The organism is Candidatus Pelagisphaera phototrophica (assembly GCF_014529625.1).
Taxonomy (GTDB): Bacteria; Verrucomicrobiota; Verrucomicrobiia; order Opitutales; family Opitutaceae; genus Pelagisphaera; species Pelagisphaera phototrophica.
The window spans coordinates 1,585,296-1,611,899 of the sequence record NZ_CP076039.1; the positions used below are offsets into that span (position 1 = coordinate 1,585,296).

14 protein-coding genes are annotated in these 26,604 nt (G+C 50.3%); 6 read left to right on the forward strand and 8 right to left on the reverse strand.

What is annotated here, in order from left to right:
• Positions 1–99 precede the first annotated feature (99 nt).
• Positions 100–3,954 (reverse strand): VCBS domain-containing protein, encoded by a 3,855-nt coding sequence (locus GA004_RS06885; protein ID WP_283396581.1) that lies wholly within the window; start codon positions 3,952–3,954, stop codon positions 100–102.
• 209 nt (positions 3,955–4,163) lie between these two features.
• Positions 4,164–5,615 (reverse strand): sulfatase, encoded by a 1,452-nt coding sequence (locus tag GA004_RS06890; RefSeq protein ID WP_283396582.1) that lies wholly within the window; start codon positions 5,613–5,615, stop codon positions 4,164–4,166.
• Between the two features lie 426 nt (positions 5,616–6,041).
• Here GA004_RS06890 and GA004_RS06895 point away from each other — a divergent pair, with 426 nt between their 5' ends.
• The 5 genes from GA004_RS06895 (at position 6,042) to GA004_RS06915 (ending at position 12,763) form a co-directional block, all read left to right on the forward strand.
• Positions 6,042–7,361 carry a tripartite tricarboxylate transporter substrate-binding protein gene (locus GA004_RS06895; protein WP_283396583.1) on the forward strand — a complete coding sequence of 440 codons (1,320 nt, stop codon included), beginning with the start codon at positions 6,042–6,044 and terminating at the stop codon, positions 7,359–7,361.
• Positions 7,362–7,370: 9 nt separating this feature from the next.
• Positions 7,371–8,858 carry a tripartite tricarboxylate transporter permease gene (locus GA004_RS06900; protein ID WP_283396584.1) on the forward strand — a complete coding sequence of 496 codons (1,488 nt, stop codon included), beginning with the start codon at positions 7,371–7,373 and terminating at the stop codon, positions 8,856–8,858.
• Positions 8,859–8,883: 25 nt separating this feature from the next.
• The gene (locus GA004_RS06905) at positions 8,884–10,437 is read left to right on the forward strand and encodes a sulfatase-like hydrolase/transferase (protein WP_283396585.1); all 1,554 of its coding nucleotides are present in this window, start codon (positions 8,884–8,886) and stop codon (positions 10,435–10,437) included.
• 158 nt (positions 10,438–10,595) lie between these two features.
• On the forward strand, positions 10,596–11,318 hold the full coding sequence (locus GA004_RS06910; protein WP_283396586.1) for a 3-keto-disaccharide hydrolase: 723 nt from the start codon (positions 10,596–10,598) through the stop codon (positions 11,316–11,318).
• On the forward strand, positions 11,318–12,763 hold the full coding sequence (locus GA004_RS06915; RefSeq protein ID WP_283396587.1) for a sulfatase-like hydrolase/transferase: 1,446 nt from the start codon (positions 11,318–11,320) through the stop codon (positions 12,761–12,763). Before GA004_RS06910 ends, GA004_RS06915 begins: the two co-directional genes overlap by 1 nt.
• A 21-nt stretch (positions 12,764–12,784) precedes the next feature.
• Here the strand turns inward: GA004_RS06915 and GA004_RS06920 are convergent, their stop codons facing one another.
• Positions 12,785–13,558, reverse strand: a complete 774-nt coding sequence (locus tag GA004_RS06920; RefSeq protein ID WP_283396588.1) for an NIPSNAP family protein — start codon at positions 13,556–13,558, stop codon at positions 12,785–12,787.
• Positions 13,559–13,740: 182 nt separating this feature from the next.
• Between GA004_RS06920 and GA004_RS06925 the strand changes: the two genes are divergently transcribed.
• Complete coding sequence (locus tag GA004_RS06925) at positions 13,741–14,451, forward strand: 3-keto-disaccharide hydrolase (protein WP_283396589.1); 711 nt, start codon at positions 13,741–13,743, stop codon at positions 14,449–14,451.
• Positions 14,452–15,039: 588 nt separating this feature from the next.
• Here the strand turns inward: GA004_RS06925 and GA004_RS06930 are convergent.
• From GA004_RS06930 to GA004_RS06950, 5 genes are all read right to left on the reverse strand, one after another.
• On the reverse strand, positions 15,040–16,455 hold the full coding sequence (locus GA004_RS06930; RefSeq protein WP_283396590.1) for a tetratricopeptide repeat protein: 1,416 nt from the start codon (positions 16,453–16,455) through the stop codon (positions 15,040–15,042).
• Entirely contained in the window at positions 16,452–17,738 is a 1,287-nt protein-coding gene (locus GA004_RS06935; protein ID WP_283396591.1) for an FG-GAP repeat domain-containing protein, read from the reverse strand. Before GA004_RS06935 ends, GA004_RS06930 begins: the two co-directional genes overlap by 4 nt.
• 206 nt (positions 17,739–17,944) lie before the next feature.
• Positions 17,945–21,667 carry a TonB-dependent receptor plug domain-containing protein gene (locus GA004_RS06940; RefSeq protein ID WP_283396592.1) on the reverse strand — a complete coding sequence of 1,241 codons (3,723 nt, stop codon included), beginning with the start codon at positions 21,665–21,667 and terminating at the stop codon, positions 17,945–17,947.
• A 650-nt stretch (positions 21,668–22,317) separates the two neighbouring features.
• Positions 22,318–22,590, reverse strand: coding sequence for an FG-GAP repeat domain-containing protein (locus tag GA004_RS06945; RefSeq protein ID WP_283396593.1), 273 nt, complete (start codon positions 22,588–22,590; stop codon positions 22,318–22,320).
• Between the two features lie 101 nt (positions 22,591–22,691).
• Positions 22,692–26,420 carry a TonB-dependent receptor plug domain-containing protein gene (locus GA004_RS06950; RefSeq protein WP_283396594.1) on the reverse strand — a complete coding sequence of 1,243 codons (3,729 nt, stop codon included), beginning with the start codon at positions 26,418–26,420 and terminating at the stop codon, positions 22,692–22,694.
• Between the last annotated feature and the right edge of the window lie 184 nt (positions 26,421–26,604).

A 26,604-nucleotide genomic window follows, 5' to 3' on the forward strand; every position in this document is an offset into this window, starting at 1 on the left:
TGGCGTACTGATTGCGTTTTGGGAAAGCAGTTGAACTAAGTAAAAGGCCTCGCTGCTCCAAGAGCAGCGAGGCCATTGAGTATTGAATCCTCTCGGAGTCTAAAGATCGGTGGGTACAAATACTTCTACCAAGGCGACGCCGCTTTCTCCGGCTCCCCCAGATAGAATCACACTATAGACCTTATTCGGCTCCAGGTCGACTACCATGGCTGAGTTTAGACTTCCCGTCACGTATCCTTGCGAATTGACCGCAGCAGCCACGAGGAGGATTTCCGCCATGTTGTTTTCCTCATCTCCCCAGTCGTCGTTTTCGTGGAGGGCCTCGACATTCGGAAATGTCTCAAGAACCTGTATTTTGGGATTGGCAAGGGCGGTTGTTCCGGGAGGCAGCCCGATGCCTGGACCTTGGGCCCTAATCAAAACTTTTTGCGGCTTGTCCCCGATTACGGTGAATCCGGCGATCATGGCGGAGTCCTGATCAGATCCCACAAAACTTCTAGTAGCAATATTGAAGAGGAAACCGTCTGAGTCTGGGTTAGTCTGGTAGGACTCATCGTATACTTCGACTGTTCCGATACCAGTCCCGTTATCAACCCCACTAACAATTAGAGTATATACTCCTTCCGTAAGCGTTGCTCGCATCGCGGCATCCGATGAGTCTACCGGAAGTGATCGGTTTCTCAATAAGGTCATGGAATCGGAAAGCTCTGCCGACCCGCCCCATTTAGTGTTCGGATTCTGAGGGATATCTACTGAGATCGATGGAAAACCTTCTTGGGTGAAATCGGTTTTGAACAGTTCGATTCTTGGATTCTCTATCGCCCCTGTAAGAAGCGAGGAAAGTTCGGGTCCCTCGGAAACAATCAATACATCCAGCGGATCGCTCCCGATGACTGTGAATCCAGCGATCATTACATTGGCTCCCGTTAGGATTTCAGATCGAGTCGAAATATTCACTACCTGCGAATTTCCAGTAGATTCGACCGTTGTCTCACCATCGATTCGGATACGTAGCGTTCCCACGTCTGTGTTCCCTTGTGAGTCTTGGACCGCGTAGGTGAACGTGTCTTCTAGGGTCTCACCATCATTAAGGTTAGCGACATCGGGGTCATCAGGATCGGTCTGATAAGCGAAGCTTCCATCCTTTGCGATCACAAGGTAACCGTGGGCCTTTTTGATACGAGTCCCGACATTGTTGGCTTCGCCATCAATTTCTGTAACGGTGAGGGTTTCTCCATCCGGCTTGTTGTCATTTTCTGTAATAGATCCTTTGATGTATCCTTCTCCCTCATCGATGGCCCCCTCGTCGTTATTGATAGAAACTGATGCTCCGTTGATCGTGACCCGCAGAGTTCCGCTGTCGCTAAGGTTTTGGGAGTCGCTCACGCGATAGGTGACGGAGTCTTCGAGAGTTTCACCGTCAAGAAGGTCGGCGACTTCAGAATTCGTATTGTCGAGTTCATAGGTGTAATCTCCATTGCTTGAAATAGTTATGTGACCGTATGTAGTTGCGATACGATTACCCACATTCCCTTGAACTCCGTTTACTTGATTCACCGCGAGGGTCTCGCCCGTGGGTTTATCGTCGTTCGTAGTAACGGAGCCGCTTACCGAGGTAGAGCCTTCATGGATCGAATCGGTATCGTTGTTTGCAGTTACATTTTCTGCTCCGTTGATCGTGACCCGCAGAGTTCCGCTGTCGCTAAGGTTTTGGGAGTCGCTCACGCGATAGGTGACGGAGTCTTCGAGGGTTTCACCGTCAAGAAGGTCGGCGACTTCAGGATTCGTATTGTCGAGTTCATAGGTGTAATCTCCATTGCTTGAAATAGTTATGTGACCGTATGTAGTTGCGATACGATTACCCACATTCCCTTGAACTCCGTTTACTTGATTCACCGCGAGGGTCTCGCCCGTGGGTTTATCGTCGTTCGTAGTAACGGAGCCGCTTACCGAGGTAGAGCCTTCATGGATCGAATCGGTATCGTCGTTTGCGGTTACATTTTCTACAGCGGATACCGAAAGGACGGCTCCCCATTCCATCTCGTAGAAATCGTGCAGCATCCCTTGAGCTTGCAAAGATACGTCGCCGACGGCGCTAGGTGTGAAATCAATGCTGGTAGATTCTGTGATTAGATCCGATGTCGTGATCGAATTCATACTCTGAACACCGGTTAGATTGATGTCGTCAACAAACCAGCCGACATTGGAATCTGATCCGGGAAATGCGAACCCGCCCAAGTGGTCGTATGCAAACTGAATGTGGATCGTGCGACTCTCGTATGCGGAAAGATCGATATTTTTTTCAGAAAACGAATTTTCGTCAGGTCCACCGTTCACTCCCTGTGGAGTGAGTCCGGGTTGGGAAAATTTATTTATCCAAGATACGCCATTATCCAGCGATATATTAACCTTCGCGATTTGGGTGTCGGTAGCAGAGCGTACCATGCTTTGGAAAGAAAGATTACTGCTGTCGCCGATTAGATAGGCATAGGGAGAAGTTATAGTCTGATTGGTTCCGAGTTCTCCCGTTGAAAGATGGAAGGCCGAGCTACCCGTACTCGCGAAGCTCTCGTCAATAACGTTGTAGCCTCCAAAAACACTCACGATCAAGTCGCCGATACCCGATTCAGCTCCCTCGATGAAGTCGCCGCTGGAGGTTGTGAAAGATCTAAAGCGGATGCCGGTGACATTGGTGTTACCAGGCAAGTCAGCGAAATCCGGAAGGGCGACACTGTATTCCGTCGCGGTGCCTACTTCAGGTGCGGCGGGGCCGGTGAGGGTAGTGATTGTGTTCTCTCCGCTCGTCGGCGCTTCAGGATCAAAGACTATTACGTTGTAGGTGTAGCTCGTTTCTGGAGCATTCTGAATCCCGTCTATTGTTACGGAGTAGGTGACGTCGCTGTCAGGCTTTGCGTGGGTATGCGAATTGTTGGCGTTGAGTCCATCGTATACCCAGACAAGTGTATTGCTTCCTAATCCAGGAGCATCATAGGGCTCAAGCACTGCCGCGATGGGAGAACCGTCGCGGGTCATGGAAATCGAAGCCGCTGAGAAGTTTGCTCCGTCTATCGCAAACGACCACCTTGGATGAACGATGTGGTAGGGAACGTACCCTTCTTGAGGAAATGCGACGTAGGGAAAATCAATATCGGGGAATGTCCCAAAGTTGTTGGGCGAAAATACATGGATTGCGTTAGCCCTCCGAACGGTTGTTGAGTCTCCAGGTATGCCCGCTTGGGCTTCTGCAGGAATCTCACCTCCTGGAGCGTCCCCAGTTCCCATTTCAATCATGGGCGGGTACAATAGCCAGCGCCGATGGCCAACTGCGGTGTTTCCGGAGCCTTTGTCCTGCATGTAGCCGTCGACCGAGTCAGGTCCGTAGGAACCGATCGCCAGGTTGGAGTCAGCGGCTCCTTGGATGCCATCGGCCGAAAGATAGTTACCGAATCCGGCCAAATGGGGAAAGTGGCTGATGTTGTCATTTCCGCTCATGATCAAGGTGGTCATCTGAGCCGCCTGGTTCAAATCGTCGACGAAGATGATGTCGGCGGGAATGCCTGCCATAGCTCGGTAGAAGTTGATTCGGAGCAGGACGGCTTCCTTGAAAAGATCGGAGGTGTCTCCGGCCAGAGGGGAAATTTCCTCGAATGTTCGGGTGCCTGTCCCGGGAAAGGGGGTAAAGCTTCCGGTCCAGTCAATCGTGGCGTAGTTGGATGCCCAGTAGATGGCGTTGAAAAAGGTACGTACCTCTTCGCGATTCGAGTTGTCGACGGTGAATACACCCAGGTTTAGAATATGGTCATCCTGGACGCTGACTTCAGAAGTTGATATTTCTTGGCGGGTTTGAATCGCTCGGTAGTCATCTGGGATTAGAACGGGCTGAGCGAGGGCACTGCCAAAGAGGCAGGTTAAGGCCAGCAACAGGAGGGGAGTACGCAGATGATTACGTTTCATAGATTTAGTTAGCTGATGATTAATTGAAATCGATATCGACTCAGGGACTTTTATGATCGTAGCAATTCTTTCGAAAAATGCAGTTCGAAAACCGTGTTTAGTTACAATCGACGGTTTGATTTACGAATTAATGACTAAGTGCACTAAATCCGCCTATTTGGCCGTCTAATTGCTCTCTCGCCCAAAAAACGGGGCGTTTAGCGGGCTCCTCAGAGCCTAGCAGGGTTGAATGGCGAATCTGGCACCTTTCCTGATACATTAGCCCTCAGGTTCTTCCGTAAGTCGTAAATGATCCCTGCAAATTCTGGTTTGCTGGCCAAATTGTCGAATTCACCGGGGTCGTTGCTGTGATCGTAAAGTTCGAATCCTTGCTCACCTTCGTTCCACTCGGTGTAGCGCCACCTGTCTGTGCGGATGCTAGCCCCCATAACCGGAATGCCATCGCCGGGACGCAAAACCTGAGTGAACGCTGTCCCCTTCCACGACTTCGATGGGCGATCCAGTAGAGGAACGATACTTTTACCTTCTACAGTCTTAGGTGGGGTGAGGCCACAGAGCGAGGCGACGGTCGGGTATAAATCCACGAACTCGACAATTTGCTGACTCGCCTGGCCATTGCCTTTGCGACCCGGAGCGAAGATCATCATCGGAGCGGAAGCGGACTCCTCAAAAAGGCAGCGTTTCTGCCAAACGCCCTGATGCTCACCGAGATGGTAGCCGTGATCGCTCCAAAAAACGATGATAGTATTATCAAGGAGTTCAAGATCTTCGATTGCATCGAGCAGTCGCCCGACTTGCGCGTCCACAAAGCTCACATTGGCATAGTAAGCCTGCTTCGCTTTCAAAACCTCCTCAACCGGTAGGCCGTAATTCGGTACTGGATTGTTGTGTGCGAATGCGGACTTGGGGATGTCGTCCCGATCGTTTTCAGGGGCATACGGCATTTTGATTTCGTCCATGGGATATAGATCCCAATACTTTTTGGGTGCCACGTAGGGAGTGTGAGGACGGAAAAACCCGACTCCTAGGAAAAAGGGGCGATCCTTGTTTTCTCGAAGGAGCTCAATCGCCTCTGTGGCAATCATCCCGTCGGTCTGTTCTTCGTCCGTGCCATCCGCCGCTAGCCAGCTGAGTGCCCCACTGATGGGACGGTGGGGCTCAAGATTAATGATGAGGTGCTCTTCCTCCGTGTCGCGGCCTTTGGGATTGATCACCTGGTCCCAGGATTCAGGGTCGTCGAGCCCATTGGTTCCGATTTGAACGGGAACTCCGTAGTGATAGAGCTTTCCGACTCTCATCGATTTGTATCCATTATTACGAAATAATTGAGGGAGCGTGACTACATCCGGTACCTCGTCGCGAAAATGTCTTCCTAAGTCGTAAACTTTTAGAGTGTCCGGCCTTAGGCCGGTTAAGAGTGACGCACGAGTGGGGTTACAAAGGGGTATTTGGCAGTAGGCATTGTCGAACCGAACACCCATATCTGAGAGTCTATCAAGGTTTGGGGTAATGGCGATCGGATCTCCGTAGCAAGCGATGGACTGCGTTAAATCGTCGGACGCGATGAAGAGAACGTTGAGCGGCTTATCCGATTGTGCCAGTCCCCATGACGTAAGAGCGGCTAGGGACAAGAAGAGTAGAGAGCGTTTCGTTTGATTCATAATACGTTTTTGAGATGCTGCGGCTCCAAGCTTGTTCTATTACGAATTGAGGTCAATCGCTGCTTTTTGAACGCTTGAAGGGGGCTTGGGCTGTGGAACGAGTGCGCAACGGATCATCTGAAACCTTTTTTATTCCCTTCGGTTAAATACCTCGAAGCTTGTCGCAGGCCCGAGGTGTCGGTGGCTTTGTAGCGGACTTCGGCAGCGGTTGATCTCCGAGCGCCCACAAAAATGAATCCACGAATGGGTGCTCGGAGATCGCCCGCTACCCTGAAATATCTCGGGGCTTGACCCGGGGATGCTTTATTTGTTTGCGCGTGATGAATCGGTCCATTGGAATTTTGTATAGTGGATTCTTGACCGGCTTTGCGAAGATCGACTTTGACTAATTGGTTACCCTCGCTCTTTTCCAGAGTTATTTCATTCATGGCTAAAATCACTACCCACATCGTTGTAGCTCTATTGATTGGTTTGTCGATTTTCAGTTATGCCAAAATGGGATCTCGGCACACTGAGAGTTATCCGAATCGTCCGATCCGAGTGATCGTTCCCTACAATCCGGGTGGTGGAACTGACACTTATGCACGGATATTGCAGAAAGCGATCAAGGACAATGACCTTATGCCTCAGCAATTAGTGATCGTGAATAAACCTGGAGGGGGTGCGACGATTGGCAGTACCTATGTTATCGATTCACGAAATGATGGATACACAATACTTTGTAATCACGAGGCATTGATGACATCCAAGGTTATCGGGCAGTCCCCCTACGGACCGGAGGCATTCGAGGCGGTTGCTGCTACCGGAGAATCAGGCTTAGCCGTTTTGGTATCGGAGAATTCGCCATTCAAGACAATGACGGAGTTTATGGAAGCTGCTAAGGCAAGGCCTGAGACATTGAAATTAGGAGTCAATTTGGGCACGCCAACCCATTTTTGTGGTATACAATTAGAGGAAACGCTTCCCGGAGCTCGTTTTCGCCTAGTTTCTACGGGAGGCGGAGCCAATCGATTGGCCGCTCTCATGGGTGGGCATTTAGATGCGGCCCTCTTTTCGGTTGGTGAACTGATCCGGTTTAGGGAAAACGGATTGCGCCCACTAGCCTATTTAGGAGAGGAGCGGGTCGAAAGTATTCCGGATATTCCTACCGCGAAAGAGGTAGGGTATCCAGTATTCAGCGGTAACCTACAATACTGGTGGTTTCCCAAGGGAACAGATCCAGAAATAGTCAGCTACATGGCCGCTGTCCTCAATAGCGCGATGGAGACGGATTACGTGAAGAAGCGTTCTGCGGAATTGGAGATTTTGCCAAGAACGATAGTCGGAGTAGAGCTAGCGGAGCGAATTACCCAGAAAATGGGCCTATTCAGTCGCATGAAGGTGCCTAGTCGAGTCGAATTGCCTGATGTGACCTTTTGGTCAGTTGCTGCGGTGTTAGCGTTGGGACTAGTTGTATTGTCGAAAGCCATTTTCAATCCGAAAAAAACTGATGGTGAAGCGAGTGAAAATAAACTTAGGTTTGATTTGGCTTTTGGTGTGATTGGACTGTGTGTTCTCTACGTTTTTTTTATGGGAATGGGATTAATCCCATTCGTTTGGGCGACAATTTTGTTTATTCTAGTAAGCGGCTTGTATCTAACAAACTACGACAGGAAGAAAGTATGCTATGTCGTCGAGGTTGCTCTGGGCATGTCCTTTGGACTCCACTTCATATTCACGCAGTTGTTTGCGATTCAATTGCCTTAGTTACATTTAATGGAAGCTATAAACACCGCATCCGTTTACATCTTTAGCCTGCAAGGACTATCCTTGGTCATTTTGGGTACGATTTTAGGAATTACGATGGGGGCGATTCCTGGATTGACGGGAGCGATGTTGATTGCCCTTACCTTGCCGCTCACGTTTAATATGGATCCAGTGAATGCATTCATCCTGCTAATCAGCATGTATGTGGGCGCTGTCAGTGGAGGATTGATTACGGCGACACTGTTGCGTATGCCCGGAACCCCTGCTTCTATCATGACGACTATGGACGGGTATCCGTTGGCCCGTGACGGCAAGCCTGGAAGGGCTTTGGGCTTGGGTATTACTGCGTCTTTTGTCGGAGGGTGCATATCCTGGCTTTTTCTCATAATGCTCTCCGCTCCTATCGCTCGATACTCAACAAAACTGGGTCCTTTCGACTTTTTCTCCCTGGTTTTGCTAGCGCTAGTTTTGATCGCTTCCATCGGAGGTAAGTCGATGAGTCGTTCTTTCTTTTCAGCCTCGCTTGGCGTTTTAGCCGCTTTGCCGGGAATTGATAAGGCCACGGGAAACTTGAGGTTAACCTTTGGATTCGAGGAACTCAATGGGGGACTTAAGCTCCTTCCAGTCCTGATTGGGATGTTTGCTATCAGTCAGATTATTTCTGACATTAGTCGTATTGGCGATAAAATTACAATTATCCCAGTGAAACGTAGAAGTGACATGCTCTTTAAATGGGAGGATTGGAAGAAAAATGCGATCAACCTCGTTCGATCATCGGTTATCGGTACGGGGATTGGAATATTGCCAGGGATAGGGGCCAACATTGGCTCGGTCACCGCTTACAGTACCGCTCGTTCGTTGGCTACTCCGGAGGATAAGAAGAAATTCGGAAAGGGATCGGAAACAGGTATTGTTGCCGCTGAAGCTGCCAACAATGCAACCATTGGCGGTTCGCTGATTCCACTGATTTCCCTCGGGATTCCCGGTAGTGTCATCGATGCTATTCTGCTGGGGGGATTACTCATTCACGGGTTGCAGCCGGGGCCACTTCTGTTTAAGCAAAATCCTGAGATGGTGTATACCATTATGGGATCCATGTTTGTCGCAAACGTGTTCATGTTTTTCTTCATGATTCTTTCGGTTCGTTACCTGGCCCGGCTGGCGTCTATTCCCAGAGGTCTTCTTATGCCAGTTATTCTGGTGTTTTGCATTGTTGGTTCCTTTGCACTTTCAACACGCATGTTCGATGTTTGGACGATGCTCTTTTTTGGATTACTGGGCTTTGCATTTGAACGGTTTAAGATTCCACTAGCTCCGTTTGTCATTGGGTTTATCCTGGCCCCCATAGCAGAAGAAAACCTGCTCATGGGACTGATGGCGTCGAATGGGAGCTACCTACCAATTGTTCAACAGCCCGTTTCTTTGCTGTTTGTGATTGTATCAATCGGTCTGCTTTCGATTCCGCTCTACAAAAGATTCAAATTGTTTAGGGGCTGAGAAAGCGAATAATTGAAGCGTTACTATGAACTTAATAACAAGATTTTTTTATCTCGGATGTCTGCTTGGTAATCTGACCATTGCGGCTGACAAGCCCAACATATTGTTTATCTACACGGATGACCAATCCACCCGGACGGTCAGTGCGTATGAGGATGCGTATTATTGGGTGGATACGCCGAATATCGATCGATTAGCGGAGGAGGGGATTCGCTTTACTCGAGCTAACATCGGTTCCTGGTGCATGGCCTCGCGAGCATCCATTCTCACCGGACTTCAGCAACATAAGGTGGAGTCCCTTAGAATGACCGGTCCGAATCCGATGAATGTTTACGATCCTGAAAAATGCCAGTTTTGGACGGAGTCTCTTCGGAAACAAGGATACCATACCGCCCAAATTGGAAAATGGCATACAGGAGTGGATTCCGGATACGGACGTGATTGGGATCACCAGATTGTCTGGAATCGACCCAAGTATCCGGAAAATTCTCCCAACTACTATTTTGATCAACTCATTGAGTTTGATGGAAAAGAAGCGGTATTGGTTAAGGAGTACACAACGGACAAATACACGGACTGGGCGGTTGAGTTCATCAAGGAAAGAGGTCCTCAGTCCGGGAAGCCCTGGTATTTATGGCTTTGCTATGGAGGGGTGCATGCTCCGTTCACTCCCGCAGACCGACACTTGGAAGCGTACGAGGATGTGACGACTCCAAAGATTCCTGATGTCTATCCCCCTAGACCAGAAAAACCGGAATACATGAACCAAATGGAGTTCTGGAAGCCGGGTCCTAATGGTGAGCCGGTAGAAAAGGGGCGAGAGGGTCCCGTTCCGGTTGGGATGCAGGACTTACCTGGCCGACCTTTGAAAGACTGGATTCGTCAGTATCAGCAAGGCGTACTCTCTATCGACGAGGGCGTCGGTCGACTGCTCGAGTCACTACAAGAAAGTGGCCAGGATGAAAATACCATTATCATCTTTACTTCGGACCAAGGATTCGCCTGGGGCCAGCATGGATCCAAATCGAAGGTTGCCCCGTATCGAGCCAATATCGCTGCACCTCTGATCTTTCGCTTACCGAAAGGGATCGCCTCGAAAAGCCGTAGCAAAGGTACTGTGGTGACCGAACCGGTTACCGCAGTGGATATACCCGTTACCTTGTTTTCAATCACCGGCCTTAGGTCGCCCTGGAAGATGCACGGCTATGACTTGTCACCTTTACTGAAAGATCCTGAAACCCCTTGGGGCAAACCATCAATGCTTGTCCACACAGCGAAGCAATACGGATCAGATACGAATACCATTCCTCCGAAAGGGGATCCTAAGCTGTACCACGGACCGGGTGTACCTTGGTATGTTCTCTTGAGTCAAGGGAGGTATAAGTACATTCGAACTTTGATCGAAGGGGAAACCGAAGAGCTTTATGACGTTGTGAGCGATTCACAGGAAGTGATCAATCTAGCGGGAAATCCGGCATACTCTAAAGTACTGCGTCAGTACCGAAAATGGACGATCGATGAACTCAAGCGAACCGATGCTGGTTTCGTTAGCAAACTGCCATCAGTCGCGAATCATTGAATACGAATTTAGGAAGAATAGGAATAGTTAACGGAATTCTCCATGGCGGGTTTCCTTCTGCAATTTGAGCTCGTCTATTGCATTGTTGGGAGAAGCTGTTCTAATGGTAGTTTGTTTTCTCTACGGTGAATCCCGGAGAATTTAACCCAAGTCATCTTATGAAAATACACCTTTGTTCCAAACCCTCTTTTTTGTGCCTATCAATTCTGGTTTTGGCCGCTTGCAGCACATCTACAAAAACTGATGTAGTTGAATTATTCGATGGTCAAAGCCTGGACGGCTGGCAAAACTTTGGTGGGGGTAATTTTTATGTCGAGGATGGGGCTATCGTAGGCGAAGCCGCACCTGACTTACCTAATAGCTTTCTCGCCACTGAGGATATGTATGGCGATTTCGAACTGGAAGTGGAGTTCAAGATCGATCCGCTTCTGAACTCAGGGATACAGATTCGCAGTCACATATACGAAGAAGAGACCACAACGATTCGTTGGGGTGGCACCTTCCATGAGGATGGAACGAAGAACGTAAGAGAGAGAGTATGGGAAAAAGGTCGATTTTGGGGTTACCAAATTGAGATCGACCCCACGGAAAGAGGCTGGAGCGGCACTGTGTATGAGGAGGGGGCTCGCGGTTTTCTGCACACTCCAGGGCAAGACGAAGCGGCGAAGAAGGCCTTCAAACCAGGGGAGTGGAATCACTTTCGCATCATCGCTAATGGGGACCACTTCCAAACCTGGCTAAATGGCGTACCGGTAGCGCATATACATGACGATGACCAAGCTTCTGGCTACATCGCCCTTCAACTCCATGGGATTGGGAAAAACAAAAAGAAGATCGGCCAAAAAGTCCGTTGGCGCAATATTCGGCTGCAGCATCTTTAATGCTCGCAGGAAAAATATTTTGGATAGGGCTAGCGTCGCTTTTGTTCGCTAACCTCTCTGCCCAAAGCGAAAAGCCAAATATTCTGCTCATCGTTTCAGACGATCAGGGCTACAATGACCTAGGTCAGCTCAACAGTGAAATTATTACGCCCAATCTGGATCGTATTGCCAGAGAGGGGACTCGTTTGAGCAGTTTCTATGTTGCCTGGCCTGCTTGCACCCCATCTCGCGGGGCTTTTTTGACCGGACGCTACCCACAGCGGAACGGAATCTATGATATGATTCGGAATGAGGCACCGGATTATGGGCATAGATACGATGAAGACGAGTACGCAGTGACTTGGGAGCGAATTGGTGGAATGGATGTCAGGGAAATATTGATACCTCAAGTACTGAAACCTCAAGGATACGTTTCAGGTATATTTGGGAAATGGGATCTCGGTATCAGCAAACGCTTTCTGCCTTTGGCGAGAGGGTTTGACTCATTCTATGGACTTGTGAATACGGGGATCGACTACTATACGCACGAGCGATACGGGGTGCACAGCATGTTTCAAGACAATGAGAGGACCGAAGAAGATCGCGGGACCTATGCGACCTATTTGTTCGAGCGTGAAGCACTGCGGTTCTTAGAAGAAAGAAAGGATAACGAACCTTTCTTCCTCTACCTCCCCTTTAACGCCCCACACAATTCATCCTCTCTCGATCCTAAAATCCGAGGAACGATTCAAGCGCCTGCCGAATTTAAAGAAATGTACCCACCTGTAGAGAATCTCTTCAAAGAAGGTACGAAGTACGGAGAGAAGGCGAAGGTGCCAACGTCAGAAGCGCGTCAGCGGGATTTCCGAGCTGCCGTTACCTGCATGGATGCATCCATAGGAAAACTGCTCGATTCCTTGGATCGAAAAGGTTTAACAGACAATACGATTGTCTTGTTTTTCTCTGACAATGGAGGGGGAGGCGGTTCGAGTAACTATCCTCTTAGAGGGGGCAAAGCTAGGACTTGGGAAGGCGGGATCAGAGTACTCGCTTTGGCCCGGTGGCCCAACGGCGGGATCCCTGCGGGTACTGTTAACGATGCATTTCTGACGAGTCTGGAGCTGTTTCCAAGTTTAGCGGCGGCAACCGGTTCGAAGCTCCCCGAAGACGTTAAGATTGACGGATACAATTGGTGGGCGACGTTGAAAGGCGAAACGGAAAGCCCGAGAAACGAAATGTTTTGGAAGCGGAAAGGGAGAAAGTCCGCTCGAATCGGAAACTGGAAATGGGTGGATATGGAAGAAGAAGGGGGAGGGCTCTTTGATTTGTCCGATGACCTCGGAGAGAGAGACGATCTCTCGTTGCAGCATCCTGAAGTCCTAAAGCGACTGAAGCAGAGATTCGGCGAATGGTATCAGGAAACGATGTTCGATGCGGAGCCTAGAGGATCGTTCAAGGATTTCTAGTTCCAAGATTCGCTATATAACTCAAATTTGGGAATAATTCGTAGGGACAAAAATATTGTCTGTTATCGCGGATACAGTTCCTGCATACCGCTTGTTGGCTCGAAGCTTTTGCCATGCGGGATCTGCACTAAACCGCTTCCAATTGGCATCTCGTTCGGCCATATCCTTGAAACCGAGCATATAGATAAGATTTGGCATCAGTGGACCGGCAAGGGTCTTACCGAAAAAAACAGGGTGAAGTCCCACGTTTCGAAAGATTTCGATTTCGCCGCCTTCATTGAACATTTCCACTTTCAGATCGCTCTTCACTCGATTGTGGGCCTCGTAAACGCGAAACTCGAAAATGCGGCCTTTTTCTCCGGCGATAGCTGAAGGAACTTCGACCTGAGGCATGTGGGAAAATGCTCTCATCAGGGAGCTTTCCATCCGGTCATATAGCGGCGTTTCCATTTCCGTATTAGAAGCTTTTTTGTAGTCAGCCGTTTTAACCAATTTATCCCAAGTTGTCAGAAAGGATTCGATCGTTTTGTGGGGTACCAGCATAAACACTTTGGTTCCACGCTCTCCGTGCTTAGGGCGGAAGACGCCGATCGGAGAGCAGCCTTTTGAATTCAACCCCGGAACGACGACATCCTTTAGGAATGTCTCAAGAGCTCCGCGTCGGGCGTTGTTAAGTACCTCAAATGTTATCCACTCCAAGTAGTGGGCATCATCGGAGGGTTCATGGTGAGTTCCAAAAAGAGCGGCAGGGGTAGCGGCCGCAGCGGCGGCAGTGACGAAGGTTCTACGATTCATATTCTGATTCGAAACGATGGAGACAATGCTGTCAACTGATCGTGTCTTCAAAATACGACTTCAAAAAATTAATAGAGGGCATGAAATTTAGAACTTTCTAAAACTATACGGTCCTCTGAGATGCGTAGCGCCAGATTTTTGAAGTTGGCTTTTTTTGGGTGGGGTAGCATAGATAGCGGGATATGAAAAAAGTTACTATCCTGTTATCCTCTTTGTTTTTCATGGGCTCGCTTGCGTTTGCGGACCATCACGGCAAGAAATGGGTGTCATTGTTTGATGGCAAATCCTTGCAAGGCTGGACTGCTAGCAAGGAAAACCCTGATTCCTTCTCTGTTAAAAACGGCACGCTGATTGTGGATGGCGGACGTTCGCACCTGTTCTATACAGGGGGTGTGAATGGCGGCACTTTTAAGAACTTCGAGTTGAAGGTAAAAGCTAAGACTATGAAGAACGCGAATGGAGGTGTCTATTTTCATACTGCTTATCAAGACGAGGGCTGGCCTTCGCAAGGCTTCGAGTGTCAGGTGAATACCAGTCAAAAGGATCCAAAAAAGACGGGCAGCCTTTACGCTGTGGCCAATGTGTACGTTCCTATGGAGCCAGAGGAACCATTTATCATTCGTGTAGACAAAGCGGGTGCTCAAGTATATCGTGAGAAAGCACCTTCAACCGATGGCAAATGGTTCGATTACCATATCATTGTCAAAGGCGAGGATGTTACGATCAAAGTTGATGGCGAAACGATCGTCCAGTGGAAGCAGCCTCCAGGCTATGCGGGACCGAATCCGGGCATGTCGGGTCGCGTACTGGGTAGCGGCACCTTTGCCCTGCAGGCCCACGATCCTGACAGTATTACCCATTACCAAGACATCCAAGTCAAGGTCTTGGACTGATCGTTATTCCAACCAATTTTCCAAAGCGGTACAGCCGAGTGTGTACCGCTTTTTTGTGGTTAGTGATATCGCACCGTTTGGAATTTCAGCCTGTTCATGCAGCAGATCGATACTGTTGTGGATGGTTGGGGTTTCAGGCGAGAGGGTCGATAAATAATTGATCAAAAATCGCCGCTGCAGTTGATAGGAGCGAACCGTAGGTCCAAAACTGCATAGGCTAATACCACATGCAAAATGGATTGATAAAATGGTGCAGGCTCTAGCGGGATTTCGCGATGTTGGGGCACCGCCTACGAAACCATTTTCGTAAGTGTTACGCCGCCTTGTGCTGCACAAACTACAGTCGGCACTTTTTGCATTTGTATCAATCATACTGAAGCACTGAGCTATCTAGTGGGATTTGGATTCAAAAAAAGCCCAATCCTCAGCGATAGATCCCTGATGCGGTTTCGATTTGGGTAGTCTTCAACTAGAGGACTGGCGAACCCCTAAAATTTATAACCCAGTAGTGTTGATGCTCTCTCCTGATTGCGGGAACCATAGGTCGCCGGTGATCTTTAGGCCTCAATTATACAAATGACCGAAGTGCTACCTAAACTTATTGGTGTACATTGCTTGCATCTGGCTTATCGCCTTTTCCGAAACACGAGGGGAATCGATCGCTCTCTGTAGATATCGAGAGGCTTTAGCCGGATCTCCCGCTAAAACATAAAAAATGGTAATTAACTCCAGAGACAAAGGGTTGCTGGGTTCTGCTTTAAGAGCCTTTTGCAGCTGTTCGAGGGCCTTTCGATTTTCACCCATTTTGAGGTAGATTCTGGCCAAGTAGTTGTAACCTACTGCGTTGTTTGGAACCAAGCGAATGGTCGTCTCAAAGTAGGGAATCGCTTCGTTGAGGCGATTCTCATTGATTAGGGCCTCACCCTTGTAGTTACTGATCACATACGATTCGGGACATTTAGCGATTGCCTGATCGATCAATTCAGAAGCTCTCGATTGATTTCCGGACTTAATTTCGACGGAAATTAATCCAGCCCAGCCTCTATCGAAAGTTGGGAGAGTTCTTATGCAGTTTTCGTAGGTTTTCCGAGCCTGATCTAGATCTCCTTGCTCTACGTAGAGTTCGGCTAGATGGTTGTAGGCATTATGATCGAGAGGGTCGAGGGCTGTGGCCTTATTCAGTAGTTGGATGGCTCTGATCGTATTCCCTGCTCGTCCGGCTTTCCCGCCGGCCATTGCAACTTCGAATGAGTCGTAGCATTCCGAGACAATATCGTCGACCCACGGATCGGGTGTTTCTATGTGGCTGCTCCAGGTGACGTCGTGGAGGAGGGCCCGGGCTTTTGACTTTTCACCGAGCCTCTCGTAAATGTCGGCAAGAAGATCTCCGCCAACCCGGTTGTTTGAGCGCCTGGCGGATTCGAGGAGAGGTTTGGCCTGTGCCGCATCGTTCTTAGCTAGAGCGATGCGAGCTAGGCCGAATAGGGCGAATGGGTTAGTGGGCGTTTTGTCGTAAACCGATTGGAAAACGCGCTTCGCTTCGTCGTGTCGATTTAATTTTAAGAGGGTATCTCCGAGGTGGATATAGGAGGGAAGGTATTCAGGGTCGAGCTCGATGGTTTTTTCATAAAGTGCAATGGAATCGTTAAGTTGCCCGAAACTGGAAACAATCGTAGCCAGCCTGTAGGGCCAGAGAGGGTTTTTCTCATCGATCGCGATCAGGATTCGATAGCCTTGCCAGGCTCGATTTAAATATCCATTAGCGTGGTATAATGTGCTCAATAGGGCAAGGGAATCGACACGATTGGGGCCTTGGGTCGACCGCTTATTCAGGTCTGCTATACGATTACTGAGTTCTGGATGAAGGCCTTTGGAGCTGGGAGTGGGTAGCAGATGGGTTTCGATTACTGCTGCGAAATGTCTTTGGGTCTTCCAGTATAGATTTCCAATCAACACGCTTGCGAATATTGCAAATCCTATACCTGCCATCAGTGCTTTCTTCATTGATACTCCCTTTCCTTCCAGATAGCGAAGCGTCCAATCCGCTCGAATGGCGGAAAACTTGGGAAACAACCGGAGATGATTTCGCCCACCCCATCTCCATCGAAATCTGCAAAATCGATCGAAAGCAATTGGATCGGCTCGTATGCGAGGGTCACTTTTGTGAAGCTTTGAGCCCCATCGTTTCTAAATAGGACGAGTGAATCCGATTCAGGATTTTCCCAATCGTTAAAGGCACTGACGCTTAGGATGTCTGGATCGCCGTCTTGGTCGATGTCTCTCACTATCGGGCTATAGGCTCCGGCAAGATCTCCGATTCGCTTGTAGCTGAATTTGCCATTCCCTTCGTTCTCTAGCCATTGGATACCGTGCCAGGGTCTAGGTCCCGGTTTGAGGGTGGGACCAAAGCCATCGCCGTTGGCAAAAACCAGGTCCGGCCTACCATCTTGATTTAGATCTGCCGTGGTCATACCGCTTGAAGCGAAGTCATGATTGGTCGAGCCCCAAATTATTCTGTCTGTGAAATTGCCTTTGCCGTCATTTTCGAATAGATGGATTTCCTCCCAGTGTTGGGAGAATTGGGCTGCGATATCCGGGTGACCGTCATTATTGAAATCGTTGACGCAAACATTGATCAATCCTGAAAGGTGAAGCAGCGACTGGCTTTCAAATTGCCACGACCCAATGTTTTTCATCCAGCGGACACCTCCTTGATCGTATCCAAATTGCCCTACTACGAGGTCGAGGTCTCCATCGCCATCCATGTCGTGGGCTCGGGCGTCCGTCACGCGTTCGACGTCCTCCAAGAGGATCCTTTTAGTGAAGTTCTGATCGCCGTCATTTTCGAGAACGATGAGGGCTCCTATCTTATTGTTGTTGGGGAACACAATATTCATGCAGGATACCAGTATATCGTAATCACCATCTTCATCTAAGTCGTAAACCTCCGCGTGGACTGGGGCCTGCATATCGGAGGCGAGAAGAATTTCGGTGAACTGTCCTTTTTCATTTTGTTGGAGCCAAATGACTTCGTTATATTTAGCCTCGCATCCGATGGCATCCATGAGTCCATCTTGATTTAAGTCGAAAGCCCGAACATGGGCGATCCAGGGAACGTTGGTGGACTCGTTACCGATTTCGCTGCTGGAGTATCGATCGAGGTCAATCTCTGATTGATTGATCGGTGGAGCGGGCGTATCTAAGGAAGTAAGTTCAGGGGAGCAGCCTACTTGAAGCAGGAATAGCGTCGAGAAAACGAACATGAAGACGGGAAAGTGAGTTTCCATTTTCTGATTCTTTCTCGTCGCTACGAATAAACCTCCAACATTGAAAAAGGCATTTAGGAAAGCTCAATCTCGATGTCGGTCAATCGCAAGAGCAATTCCGCCCATACGTTTGCATAAATGCTTTTCGTAAATGGTACAAAACCACCAATAAAAAAGGCCCGGCGGTAAGCCGGGCCCTTGTCGGTAAAATGGTTTAGAACGTTCGCCTAGAAGCGGAACGTATTGGTCAACCAGATCTGCCTTGGAGGCGCGAAACGTGCCCGGGCAGGTGATCCGTCCTGCTGAAAGCGGAAGACGTCCACGTCGGTGTTGTCCCAGTTGTGGACATTCCGCATGTTGATCTGCATACGCCAATCCACGTTGTTCATGATCTTGGCCCTGTAGCCGAAGGTCAGGTCGACAGCGAGATCTGTGTCGGTGAAGTATCCTTGGTCCACGAGTGGCTCGTAAATACGGAGATCGTCGTTGAAAGCCACAGGGTAACCGCCGTTAACCTCGTCCTGCCAGCGAGCGGCACCGCCAATTTGGAAACCCTTCAGTGGGCCTTCGCGGAAGGTGTAGTTGGTGATCAAATTGAAGCGCCATTCGCGTTGCTCAGCGGTCGGCTGGCCTTCGAGTCCTTTGACATAGAAGTACTCGACCAAGCGTTCGTAAGTGGTGCTTTCAAAGGTCGCACCCTGAGGCGTTCCGGTTGGGTTGCCCCAATCCATGTAGCCAAACCGCTGCATATAGGGCAGAAGGAATGAGTCGACGAGGTTTTCCAATCGTGGTGCGATATTATCCATTATCACTTCCTGCCGGGCCGCGTTGAAGGCGATGCGCCAGCTTTTGGTAGGATTGAGTATGATCTCGGCCTCCATACCTTTAGAGGTGATGTCGGTTGTGTCGTTAATTGAGCCGGCCCACTGTATGTTGATATCGCCATCTGGAAGGAAGCGAGCGTTAAAGGAATCAATGAGCTCATCATCAAAGACAAATTGCTCTAGGGGCTCCATCGCAAGACGGGTTTCTGCCAAGTATGGCCATTGAGCTGCGATAGCGTCGTCAAGGTTTGCGAACCCTTCCTCAGCGTCTTCTCCGGCAAAGTACAATCCTACCTCTTCATCGAATTCGAAAAATTCGTCGATGATACCCGGATCGACTTTACCGTCACCGGAGAACAGGAACTCGCCGGTGTCGTTGTCATAGGAATCGTACCGACGGGAGTCGCGGTTGAGGCGTCCGTACCACTGGAAGATGCGCGTATAGTTGCGGTTCCAAATACCGGAAGTCGGAGCGGAAGCATTTTGGAGGGTGGCCTCGTAGAAGTTCACTCGAGCCACGAGTTTGTTATTCCACATGTAGGCACTCACGCCCCAGTCCATTGTGTCGCCGAACTGCGAAGGGATAGGGCGACGATATTGGTCGACCCGCTCGAGTGAGGGTACGAAGTTATCCGAACTATTATAGTGGAAGGTAATGTCGTTAACCGCCTCTGGTAGCGGAATGATATCCTTTGGCCAGTACACCACGGCCCCGTAGCCGAAGATGTTCTTTTTGACTTCATTGAAGGTGCCATCCTCCAGTCGCCAGAGATCTGGAGACACGAAAGGAATTTCATCTAGGCTATTGGGATCGATGGGAGGTTCAGTGTTGAGGAAGTTTTCGACCTTGTCTTCGCGGTAGCCTAGGTTGAGGACCAGATGGTCGCTGAAAAACTTCGATTGGCTGTTCGCGGCAAGCGATTGGACCGTGGTTTGCTGGCGTCGAACGTTCTTACTCGGAGTGTTCAAGGGCGTCCATGTGTGCTGCGCCCAGTATTCGTTTCCTCGTGAACGGTCGGTGCCATCGGCCAATGCCTGGGCAGTTGCATCCTCTCCCAAGTTCCAAGCGATTTTATCGTAGGTCCGGCCCGTCGTGCTTCTCAAGTCGTAGTAGGCCGGCTCGATAATGAAATCCGATACACTGGTGTAGTCGGTCCACGCACCCAATTGTTGGGGCCCAATGTAAACCATATTGGGAGTGTTGCGGGCATTATTAAGTGCTTGACGAGCATTGGCGGGCCCTATGTGCAGTGCTGGCTCAGGATCGCCGAAAGAACCACGGAACCAGTTGAGCATCATCTCGTGGTGGCGGTTTTCATCGCCCAGTACCGTGAATGTATGCGAACCGAGGATGTTCGCCAGCTTGTCGTTGTTCATGCTGTCGCGGAAATCGTACTTCGCGAATGCGGTAACACGCTTAGAGGTACGCTGGTCGTCATTGGTGCGCTGTCCTGACTTCGTCATTATGACCGGGCGTCCAAAGTTTGGATTAGGCATGGCGTTGTAATTTCCCGATTCAACGTAGTTAATATCTTCCGGGAGTATGAGGGTCTCGTTGACATCGAAGGTGATGACCGAGTTGCCGCCGTTAAGGGCGGTGTAGCTGTCGCGATACAGGTCTTGGAAGTCGTACTCGATAGAGATACCGCCTTTGCCTTCCCAAAAAGTCTGCTCCAGAGCAAGGGAGTAGTTGAAGAAGTCGCGCGAGTAGTAGTCGTTATCCCATCCAAGATTGGCACGACTGAAGTCGAACGTGTCCAGATCGGTGAAGCCCTGATCGATCCAGCCGATACCCATGATTTCACCGAGATTGCCCGGGTATAGACCTTGTGGAGCACCGCCATTACGTCCTACATTATTTCTGTAGATTCCGCCTGACCAGTAGTTAGGAATTTCGACGTTGTTGGCCTGTGAACGTCTTTCCATAGCAATACCAGGAATTTGGTCCGTGTAAGAGAAAGCGGGCTGGCCAAGGCCATTGCTGCCATCCCATACGAAGCCGTAAGCACCACCACCCCAACGAATGTTACGGTAGGTGAGAGTTGGGTACTGAGCTCCTTCAGGTGCGTCATTCGGGCTGTCGCGAACGATGTAGCCTGCGTCCAAGAAAGCAGCTCTGTCATCGGCGGAATAGAAGCGGTTGTTGTTAAATTGACCTTGGGTAGGACCTTCGTGGTGCTGAGCGGAGATCGGGTAGTCGGGATTTCGGCGGTTCTTGACCATCAAGGTGGCGTTCATCCGAGCTGGGGCCCGGAGGAATGTATCGAAGTTCACCTGAGGGAGAAGGACGTCGGGGGCGTTACCCAGTATTTCGCCTGTTTCCATGTGGCCGCGAAATACGGTATTCTCATTGCCAAAGGGACGGTAGGAGAACGCCGTGTAGATACGGTCGTCGTTCTTGTAAGTCGGGCGCTGGCGGTATTCCGTACGGTCCATGACACCTGCTACGTGGAGGGCTAGTTTGTCTTCCACAACGACGCGGTTGAGCTTGAATTCCCCACGGTAGGAGGGGTTGACACCGCCACTGCCTATGCGGAAGCGAAACTCGTTGGTGTTACGAAATCGAGCACGGGCCAAGTCGTTGTTAATAATTCCGGCAGGCGAAGCGAGTCCGAAGAGAAAGGAGTTCGCCCCGCGATTGATGTCGATGCGCTCCGTGTTATACGTGTCGAATGGTATGTCCGTCACGAAGAAGTTCCGGGTCCGGTCCGGTGCGGTAAGACCGCGAACACGTGTGGCTCCGTCCGGGTCGCGACGAGCGCCGCCCACATTGGTTTCGCCGGTGCCGCCTTCGTCGGCTCCAGAAATGTTGCCGAGAATGCCGGCGACTTCGGAACTAGTGGTGTACATGAGAAGCTCTTCAATACCCGTCGCTCCGAGGTCGTCCATGAACTCCTTGGTGACGACCTGAACGGCGGCTCCAGTATCCTTGAGGGATCCGCTGAGACGGCCGCCGGCCATGGTTTGAGAAGCATAGTAGCCCTCGTCTCCAGAGGCATCTACTGCAAAGGGAGAGAGCTCGAAGACTTCTTCTTCCTCGTCATTCTGTGACCACCCCGTAAAGGTGGAACAGAGAAAACCGCAGCCAATAAGGGCGGTTTTGGTTACTGTTTGATAATGTTTCATATTCATAGGTGATAAGCCGTTTAGCTGTCTGTGTGTAGTGCAGTCAGTAGATCACTTTCGCCGCCTCATCTCATATTAGTTTGAGAGAAATAGAACCTGTTGATGATTTTTTAGCGGGTGTTAGGGTGAGTTTTTGCCGCGAAAGCTACGACGGTTTCTTCGCCTGTCAACCGTTAGTTTTCTTATAATTTTTTTTTTAACAAATTTTTTGGAAAATCAGTCTAAGATAGCGGGCAGAATTCGGAAAACGATTTTGTAGAATGCGGGATGGATTTCCTGTTCGAGCCGGGTTTTGTTTTCGGCTCGAGGACCCCCTTTCGCAAGATCCAGAAATCGCGGTGTAAAACCTCTCCTACATTTTTGATTCTCCACTCTAGATTCAGTCAGGGAGCTGCCCGGCGTGCCGCTTAGGCGATCCAACAAACGCGATTCGCTGGGTCTTAACGGCGATGCGGAAGTTTCCGAAGCCACAATCGGAGTGAATCCGATTCAGGATTTCCCCAATCGTTAAAGGCGCTGGCGCTTAGGATGTCTGGATCGCCGTCTTGGTTGATGTCCCTCACTACCGGGCTACAGGCTACGGCAAGTTCGCCGATTCGCTTGTAGCTGAATTTGCTATTCCCTTCGGCCTCTAGCCATTGGATACCGTGCTAGGGTCTAGGTCCCGATTCGAGGGTGGGACCAAAACCATCGCCTTTGGCAAAAACCAGGTCCGGCCTACCATCTTGATTTAGATCTGCCGTGGTTATACCGCTTGAAGCGAAGTCATGATTGGTCGAGCCCCAAATTATTCTGTCTGTGAAATTGCCTTTGCCGTCATTTTCGAATGGATGGATCTCCTTCCAGTGTTGGGAGAATTGGGCTGAGATATCTGGGTGACCATCATCATTGAAATCGTTGACGCAAACATTGATTCCACCCATACGTTTGCATAAATGCTTTTCGTAAATGGTACAAAACCACCAATAAAAAAGGCCCGGCGGTAAGCCGGGCCCTTGTCGGTAAAATGGTTTAGAACGTTCGCCTAGAAGCGGAATGTATTGGTCAACCAAATCTGCCTTGGAGGCGCGAAACGTGCCCGGGCAGGTGATCCGTCCTGCTGAAAGCGGAAGACGTCTACGTCGGTGTTGTCCCAGTTGTGGACATTCCGCAAGTTGATCTGCATACGCCAATCCACGTTGTTCATGATCTTGGCCCGGTAGCCGAAGGTCAGGTCGACAGCGAGATCTGTGTCGGTGTAGTATCCTTGGTCCACGAGTGGCTCGTAAATACGGAGATCATCGTTAAAAACCACAGGGTAACCGCCGTTGACCTCGTCCTGCCAGCGAGCGGCACCGCCAACTTGGAAACCCTTCAGTGGGCCTTCACGGAAGGTGTAGTTGGTGATCAAATTGAAGCGCCATTCGCGTTGCTCAGCGGTCGGCTGGCCTTCGAGTCCTTTGACATAAAAGTACTCGACCAAGCGTGCGTAAGTTTGGCTTTCAAATGTCGCGCCCTGAGGCGTTCCGGTTGGGTTGCCCCAATCCAAGTACCCAAACCGCTGCATATAGGGCAGGAGAAAGGAGTCGACGAGGTTTTCCAATCGTGGTGCGATATTATCCATTATCACTTCCTGCCGGGCCGCGTTGAAGGCGATGCGCCAGCTTTTGGTAGGATTGAGTATGATCTCGGCCTCCATACCTTTAGAGGTGATGTCGGTTGTATCGTTAATTGAGCCGGCCCACTGTATGTTGATATCGCCATCTGGAAGGAAGCGAGCATTAAAGGAGTGAATGAGCTCATCATCAAAGACAAATTGCTCCAGAGGCTCCATTGCAGCTCGGGTTTCTGCCAAGTACGGCCATTGAGCGGCGATAGCGTCGTCAAGGTTTGCGAACCCTTCCTCAGCGTCTTCTCCGGCAAAGTACAATCCTACCTCTTCATCGAATTCGAAAAATTCGTCGACGATACCCGGATCGACTTTACCGTCACCGGAGAACAGGAACTCGCCGGTGTCGTTGTCATAGGAATCGAACCGACGGGAGTCGCGGTTGAGGCGTCCGTACCACTGGAAGATACGTACATGGTTGCGGTTCCATATGCCGGAAGTCGGGGCGGTTGCATTCTCGAGGGTGGCCTCGTAGAAGTTCACTCGAGCCACGAGTTTGTTGTTCCACATGTAGGCACTCACGCCCCAGTCCTTGGTGTCGCCGAACTGCGAAGGGATAGGGCGACGATATTGGTCTACGCGCTCGAGTGAGGGCACGAAGTTATCCGAACTATTGTAGTGGAAGGTAATGTCGTTAACCGCCTCTGGTAGCGGGATGATGTCCTTTGGCCAGTACACCACGGCCCCGTAGCCGAAGATGTTCTTTTTGACCTCATTGAAGGTGCCGTCCTCCAGTCGCCAGAGATCTGGAGACACGAAAGGAATTTCATCCAGACTATTGGGATCGATGGGAGGTTCAGTGTTGAGGAAGTTTTCGACCTTGTCTTCGCGGTAGCCTAGGTTGAGGACCAGATGGTCGCTGAAAAACTTCGATTGGGTGTTCGCGGCAAGCGATTGGACCGTGGTTTGCTGGCGTCGAACGTTCTTACTCGGAGTGTTCAATGGCGTCCATGTGTGCTGTGCCCAGTATTCGTCTCCTTGTGAACGGTCGATGTCGTCGGCCAACGCCTGTGGGGTTGCATCCTCTCCCAAGTTCCAAGCGATTTTATCGTACGTCCGCCCCGTCGTGCTTCTCAAGTCGTAGTAGGCCGGCTCGATAATGAAATCCGATACACTGGTGTAGTCGGTCCACGCACCCAATTGTTGGGGCCCAATGTAAACCATATTGGGAGTGTTGCGGGCATTATTAAGTGCTTGACGAGCATTGGCGGGCCCTATGTGCAGTGCTGGCTCAGGATCGCCGAAAGAACCACGGAACCAGTTGAGCATCATCTCGTGGTGGCGGTTTTCATCGCCCAGTACCGTGAATGTATGCGAACCGAGGATGTTCGCCAGCTTGTCGTTGTTCATGCTGTCGCGGAAATCGTACTTCGCGAATGCGGTAACACGCTTAGAGGTACGCTGGTCGTCATTGGTGCGCTGTCCTGACTTCGTCATTATGACCGGGCGTCCAAAGTTTGGATTAGGCATGGCGTTGTAATTTCCCGATTCAACGTAGTTAATATCTTCCGGGAGTATGAGGGTCTCGTTGACATCGAAGGTGATGACCGAGTTGCCGCCGTTAAGGGCGGTGTAGCTGTCGCGATACAGGTCTTGGAAGTCGTACTCGATAGAGATACCGCCTTTGCCTTCCCAAAAAGTCTGCTCCAGAGCAAGGGAGTAGTTGAAGAAGTCGCGCGAGTAGTAGTCGTTATCCCATCCAAGATTGGCACGACTGAAGTCGAACGTGTCCAGATCGGTGAAGCCCTGATCGATCCAGCCGATACCCATGATTTCACCGAGATTGCCCGGGTATAGACCTTGTGGAGCACCGCCATTACGTCCTACATTATTTCTGTAGATTCCGCCTGACCAGTAGTTAGGAATTTCGACGTTGTTGGCCTGTGAACGTCTTTCCATAGCAATACCAGGAATTTGGTCCGTGTAAGAGAAAGCGGGCTGGCCAAGGCCATTGCTGCCATCCCATACGAAGCCGTAAGCACCACCACCCCAACGAATGTTACGGTAGGTGAGAGTTGGGTACTGAGCTCCTTCAGGTGCGTCATTCGGGCTGTCGCGAACGATGTAGCCTGCGTCCAAGAAAGCAGCTCTGTCATCGGCGGAATAGAAGCGGTTGTTGTTAAATTGACCTTGGGTAGGACCTTCGTGGTGCTGAGCGGAGATCGGGTAGTCGGGATTTCGGCGGTTCTTGACCATCAAGGTGGCGTTCATCCGAGCTGGGGCCCGGAGGAATGTATCGAAGTTCACCTGAGGGAGAAGGACGTCGGGGGCGTTACCCAGTATTTCGCCTGTTTCCATGTGGCCGCGAAATACGGTATTCTCATTGCCAAAGGGACGGTAGGAGAACGCCGTGTAGATACGGTCGTCGTTCTTGTAAGTCGGGCGCTGGCGGTATTCCGTACGGTCCATGACACCTGCTACGTGGAGGGCTAGTTTGTCTTCCACAACGACGCGGTTGAGCTTGAATTCCCCACGGTAGGAGGGGTTGACACCGCCACTGCCTATGCGGAAGCGAAACTCGTTGGTGTTACGAAATCGAGCACGGGCCAAGTCGTTGTTAATAATTCCGGCAGGCGAAGCGAGTCCGAAGAGAAAGGAGTTCGCCCCGCGATTGATGTCGATGCGCTCCGTGTTATACGTGTCGAATGGTATGTCCGTCACGAAGAAGTTCCGGGTCCGGTCCGGTGCGGTAAGACCGCGAACACGTGTGGCTCCGTCCGGGTCGCGACGAGCGCCGCCCACATTGGTTTCGCCGGTGCCGCCTTCGTCGGCTCCAGAAATGTTGCCGAGAATGCCGGCGACTTCGGAACTAGTGGTGTACATGAGAAGCTCTTCAATACCCGTCGCTCCGAGGTCGTCCATGAACTCCTTGGTGACGACCTGAACGGCGGCTCCAGTATCCTTGAGGGATCCGCTGAGACGGCCGCCGGCCATGGTTTGAGAAGCATAGTAGCCCTCGTCTCCAGAGGCATCTACTGCAAAGGGAGAGAGCTCGAAAACCTCTTCTTCATCGTCGTCCTGAGCCCAACCTGTAAAGGTGGAACAGAGAAAACCGCAGCCAATAAGGGCGGTTTTGGTTATTGTTTGATAATGTTTCTTATTCATAGGTGATCAACCGTTTTCTGTCTGTGTGTAGGGGCAGTCAACTGATCACGTTCGCCGTCTCATCTAATCTGTGAGACGGCAACTGTACGTAGTGATCAGCCAGTTGCGTTTAAAAGAGGTATAAGTAAAGGGAGGAGTAGTGAATTTGTGGGTCCTGGGTATCGTAGTTTGTGTGGAAACTAGC